Origin of the sequence: Candidatus Syntrophosphaera sp., from assembly GCA_019429425.1 — a bacterium.
Lineage (GTDB): Bacteria > Cloacimonadota > Cloacimonadia > Cloacimonadales > Cloacimonadaceae > Syntrophosphaera.
Genome location: JAHYIU010000112.1, coordinates 1 through 5,578, shown reverse-complemented (window position 1 = coordinate 5,578; position 5,578 = coordinate 1). Strand labels below are relative to the sequence as shown.

The window sequence follows — 5,578 nt, the reverse complement described above, 5'->3', positions numbered from 1 at the left end:
TTGATGACCTTGAACCCTTTGATTACACGATCATGATGGGTTTTATGGATTATGTTGCCAATGCCCGCGAGGCAGTCATCCACGCGCTGACACTGACCAGGGAAAGCCTCTTCCTCAGTTTTCCCGCTTCCGGCGGATTCCTGGCCTGGCAGAGGAAACTGCGCTACAAAAGGAAATGCCCCCTCTTTTTGTACAGCCATGACGAGGTCAGGGACCTTTTTGCATATCTTCCCGGCATCAGATTCAGGATCCGCAGGATAGGCCGCGATTTCTGGGTCCGGGCGGATAAGACAAACCAAGATACCAATACAAACTCAAGATAGAAAAGCAAAAACAATATAAGGAGACAAACATGGAAGACAAGGAAAAGAAAAAACTCACCACCGTATCCGGCGCCCCGGTGACGAACAACAATGACATCAAGACAGCCGGAAAGCGTGGCCCGCTGTTGATGGAAGACGTCTGGCTGGTGGAGAAACTGGCCCATTTCGATCGCGAGGTCATACCCGAACGCCGCATGCATGCCAAAGGCTCAGGCGCTTTCGGAACTTTCACCGTCACCAATGACATCACCAAGTACACCAAGACCAAGATCTTCTCCGAGATAGGTAAGAAAACCGAGCTCTTCGCACGCTTCTCCACGGTCGCCGGCGAACGAGGCGCGGCGGACGCGGAACGCGACATTCGCGGTTTCGCCGTCAAATTCTACACCGAGGAAGGAAACTGGGACATCGTGGGCAACAACACCCCGGTCTTCCTTTTTCCGCGACCCGCTGAGGTTTCCCGGGCTCAACCACGCCGTGAAGCGCGATCCCAAGACCAACCTGCGCAGCGCCAAAAACAACTGGGATTTTTGGAGTTCGCTGCCGGAGGCGATCCATCAAGTCACCATCACCATGAGCGACCGCGGCATACCCTTGTCCTACAGGCACATGAACGGTTACGGCTGCCATACCTTCGCCATGTATGACAAGGACAACCACAGGGTCTGGGTCAAATTCCATTTCAAGACCCAGCAGGGCATCAAAAACCTTACTGACGCCGAGGCCGAAGCCCTGGTCGGCAAAGACCGCGAAAGCCATCAGCGCGACCTCTTTGACAGCATTGAAAAAGGCGATTTTCCCCGCTGGACGCTGTCCATCCAGGTGATGACGGAGGAAGAGGCCAACCAGGTTCCCTTCAACCCCTTCGACGTGACCAAGGTCTGGACCAAGAAGAAATGGCCGCTGATCGAGGTCGGCGTGATGGAACTCAACCGCAATCCGGAGAATTATTTCCAGGATGTGGAACAGGCCGTTTTCACCCTCGCCAACATCGTTCCCGGAGTTGGCTATTCGCCCGACCGCATGCTGCAGGCGCGGCTCTTTTCCTACGGCGTCGCGCAGGGCTACCGCCTGGGGATCAACCACCACCAGATCCCGGTCAACAAATCCCGCAATGAGGCTCACAGCTTCCACCGCGATGGCGACCTGCGGCTGGATGGAAACTACGGCGGCACTTTGGGTTATGATCCCAATTCTTTTGGCGAATGGCAGGACCAGCCGGATTTCTCCGAACCCCCCTATCCGCTCGAGGGAGATGCCGACCGCTATGATTTCCACGCCGACGACAATGACTATTACAGCCAGCCCCGCGAACTTTTCAAGCTGATGAGCTCCCAGCAGAAACAGGCCCTCTATGATAACACCGCCCGCAACATGGGTGACGCGCCCAAGGAGATCAAGATCCGCCACATCGTCAATTGCTGGAAGGTCGATCCCGCCTATGGTGAAGGTGTCGCCAAAGCCAGCGGCATCCCGATGGGCGAAGTGCCGGCCAGTTGACCTGACAACCCCGACAAAATGCATGAACATGGCCCGGTGAAAGTCACCGGGTCTTTTTTTGCTCTGGTTGAGTTTATTACTGGTAATCCTTGGGCATTCTTTATTGTGTGAATTCACTAAAGGCATACAATTATCAGCAACATTAGCATCTGTGGCAAGTGAAAATATTCCTTGACAACCGAATGGCATTCAGATCTATTGAAAAATAAATTGTCTCGTGGTTTCCCGTGCATTTTGGCAATGATGGGGAGCCAGGGAGGAACGATGAAACATGTGTTGATTTTTCTTTGCTTGGGGTTCCTGACGGCCTTGGCCTGGCCTCAGGCTCCGGGATGGGATTGGGTTCAAACGCCCGCCGGGCTAATCGGGGAAAGTGGTGAGGATGTGGCCATGGACAGCGCCGGAAACATCTATGTAACAGGTTGGTTCAAGGGCACAGCGGTCTTTGGGGCGTTCACACTGAATTCAAACGGCTACCGGGATGTCTTTGTTGCCAAAGCCGATCCAGATGGCAACTGGCTTTGGGCCAATTCCGCGGGCGGACCTGGTGTGGACTGCGGCAATTGCCTGGATGTGGATGCATCGGGTAACTCCTTTGTGACCGGTTATTTCTATGCCAGTGCTACTTTTGGGGGAAGTGTAATCACCAGCGCGGGCCTGTCCGACATCTTTGTGGCCAAGCTTGATCCCGCCGGAAATTGGGTCTGGGCCAGCCGGGCGGGCGGGCCGTATCATGACTTTGGAAACGCCATAACAGTTGGCGGCGCCGGCTTGATCTTTGTCACCGGCTCATTTGAATCCATCGCCAGCTTTGGCTCCACTTCGCTCACCAGCAGCGGCGCCAGCGACATATTCCTGACTGTGTTGGGTGAGCTGGGTGCCTGGCTGGTGGCGATCAGGGCGGGAGGGCCCGGTTGGGACGCAGGCCAAGACGTGATCCGGGACAGCTTTGGCAATATCTATGTGACAGGTTCTTACGAAATTACCGCGACTTTTTATACAAGCACGCTCAACAGCTACGGCGCTGATGATATCTTCCTGGCAAAATTCGACCCCGCTGGCCTCTTTATCGGAGTGATGGGAGCCGGGAGTGTAGGCGGCGACTACGGCTGGGACCTTGCGGCAGACAGTGCCGGGAACGTCTTTCTGGCGGGCTCTTTTTACGGAACCGCCTACTTCGGGCCGGTTACCCTGATCAGCAATGGTTTATTCGATGTTTTCGTGGCCAAGATCCTGCCCGCGTTTGTCCTGGAGTTTGCAGTGGCGGGGGGCGGTCCCCAATATGACAAAGCATCGGGCGTGAACGTGGACAGCGCCGGGAACATCTATGTCACCGGTTATTACAACGGCACTGCCACCTTCGGGTCCCATGTGCTACCCTGGCGCGACGGGGACAATATCTTCGCCGCCAAACTCGATCCCGCGGGCAACTGGCTCTGGGTTCAATGGGCAGGGGGAAACGACAACGACCTTGGTTGCGATATTGAAGTGGATGGCGCCGGAAATAGCTTTGTGACAGGTTCTTTCATCAGTACAGCGGAATTTGGCCCGTTCCTGTTTAGTTACCCAGACGAGGTGATGAAAATGTTCCTGGCCAAACTGAGATTTGGTACGAACATACCCCTCTCCCCTCAGAACTTGAGTATCAGCGCCATCGAATTCATTTGCTACCTGACTTGGTCGCCGGTCACTCAAGATATCAACGGTTATCCGCTTACGCCAGACCACTATCAGGTCTTCTGGGCCGAGGACCCTGAGGGGCCATATACCCCAGTTCTGCCTCTCGCCACCAATTGCTGGTGGTTTGGCTCCAATGCTCAGCCCGCGGGATTCTACAGGGTCACGGCGGTGGTGGAGGAATAAAGAACCAACCTGCAAGGATACTATTGGACCGTCTTCGGGGCTTCGCAATCAAGCGCAGCGAATCCGGGAGGTGGTTCCGGGGGCCTCCAGAACACCAGAGTCATCTGGTTTTTGGGAGCTTTGTGCGGGTTCACTTCACCGGATGAATCCAGCGGTCCGTATGCTTTCCCTCCGCATCCGCGTTCTTGGTTTTTTGCCTCGTAATGAATTCCGGGCAACAACAGACTGAAGCCTAGGTTCTGGTGCCCCATCCTCATCCAGGCTGGTCTAGACCACGATCCTGGGTATTTGGTAGGGCAGGCGGGAAAGCAGCTCGTAATTGACCATTTTGGTCAGTTCGGCAAAGGAGGCGACGGAGATGCTCAGGTCGCCTTGCCTGCCGATCAAAACAACCTCGTCGCCGACCTTTACGCCCGGTATATTGGTCACGTTGACCATGAACATGTTCATGTTGACCATGCCCACCACATCCGCTCTTCGACCGTGGATCAGCACGTGGCCTGCATTTCCCAGGCTGCGGCTGTAACCGTGGTGATAGCCGATGGGCACGGTAGCCAGCCTCATGTTTTTGGTGCTGAGAAAGGCGTTTCCATAGTTGATGAAGTTGCCCTTGTCAACCGTCTTGATGCTCATGACCCGGCTTTTCCAACTGAGGATCGCTTTCAGTGGATCGCGGGTGAATTTGGATTCCGCGGAGAGCAGGTTGTTCATTTTGGTTTCCATGCTGGGCCAAAAACCGTATTGGGCAATGCCAAAACGCACCAGATCCATGATCGTGTGCTTATAGATCAGAGCCGCGGCGGAACAGGCGCTGTGGTAAAAACGGGGCTTGATCCCGCCTCTTTTCAAAATCTTGGTCAACTTCTCAAACTGCTGGTATTGTTGCTGGATGCGATGATAATTGGCGATACTCTCAGCCCCGGCAAAGTGGGTGCAAACTCCCTCGAACTGCAGATGGCGGCTGTTCTTTTTGATCGCTTGCATGATCCGCGGCAGTTCCTCTTCATCCAGGCCGGTGCGGTTCATTCCCGTTTCCAGCTCCAGATGGACCAGGGCCTTCTTCTTCTGTTTGCGGGCTTCCCCGCTGGCGGCGGCCAGACGCTCTTCAGTAAAGACAAAGAAGGCAATGTTCTGGGCGATGGCCCAATCCAGCTGATCCTCATCCAGCATTCCCATGATCATCAAATTTGTTTCCGGGGCCTTGACCTGCAGGGCGCGGCTGGCTTCGAAGGCGTCATAAACGGCGAAATTCCGCACTCCAGCCGCTTCAGCCAGGGGCAAAAATTGCTCGATGCCATGGCCATAGGCGTTGCCTTTGATCACGGAAACGAACACCACCTTTTCCCCGACCCGTTTACGCAAATAGCGGATATTCTTGTTCAGGGCGGCGCGGTCGAGTTCAATCCAACTGGAATGCAGCATGCCATACCTCCTGCCTCAATTGAGTTGCGGTCGGAATTCTTTTCTCTTAATCCATAAAACACGAAACGCCAGGCACAAGCTCAACTGTCAAGAAAAACCTGTTTGCCCGCCAGAGGAGAGAAGTTTTCTGCGGCTCTCTTTCAAACCAAGGGGACCAGCTTTTCATTTGCGGCTGAAAGGGGTGGCAAATTCCGCCTTGCCTCAGCGGTCAAAGATCGCTTCTGAAGTCAGCTTTGCTGCGTCTGCCGCTTCGGAGATCGGCAGTCCGCTGGTTGTTCATTCCGGATTTGACAAGGCCATCACCATCTCGCTTTGTAGGGAGCCAAGTTCATCAATCATATACAAAGACCTTTGCGTAATTGCTTTATACTGGCATGACAGGGCATGATTCGGAAAGTTATCTACAACATCCGGAGATTCATCGTCCCGATCGATGAAAAGTCCCTGGATTCCCCACTATTTTGTCACTA

3 protein-coding genes and 1 pseudogene are annotated in these 5,578 nt (G+C 54.4%); 3 read left to right on the top strand and 1 reads right to left on the bottom strand.

The features are described from left to right. The 3 genes and pseudogenes from K0B87_09160 to K0B87_09150 form a co-directional block, all read left to right on the top strand. Positions 1–323 (top strand): hypothetical protein (locus tag K0B87_09160; GenBank protein ID MBW6514903.1); only part of this gene is annotated, 323 nt, incomplete at its 5' end. A gap of 29 nt (positions 324–352) precedes the next feature. Continuing rightward, positions 353–1,823, top strand: a pseudogene (locus K0B87_09155) (catalase). A gap of 390 nt (positions 1,824–2,213) precedes the next feature. Beyond that, entirely contained in the window at positions 2,214–3,686 is a 1,473-nt protein-coding gene (locus K0B87_09150) for a hypothetical protein (GenBank protein MBW6514902.1), read from the top strand. Between the two features lie 267 nt (positions 3,687–3,953). On the opposite strand, the gene alr is transcribed toward K0B87_09150, so the two are convergent. Continuing rightward, positions 3,954–5,108 (bottom strand): alanine racemase, encoded by a 1,155-nt coding sequence (gene alr, locus K0B87_09145; GenBank protein ID MBW6514901.1) that lies wholly within the window; start codon positions 5,106–5,108, stop codon positions 3,954–3,956. Positions 5,109–5,578 lie beyond the last annotated feature (470 nt).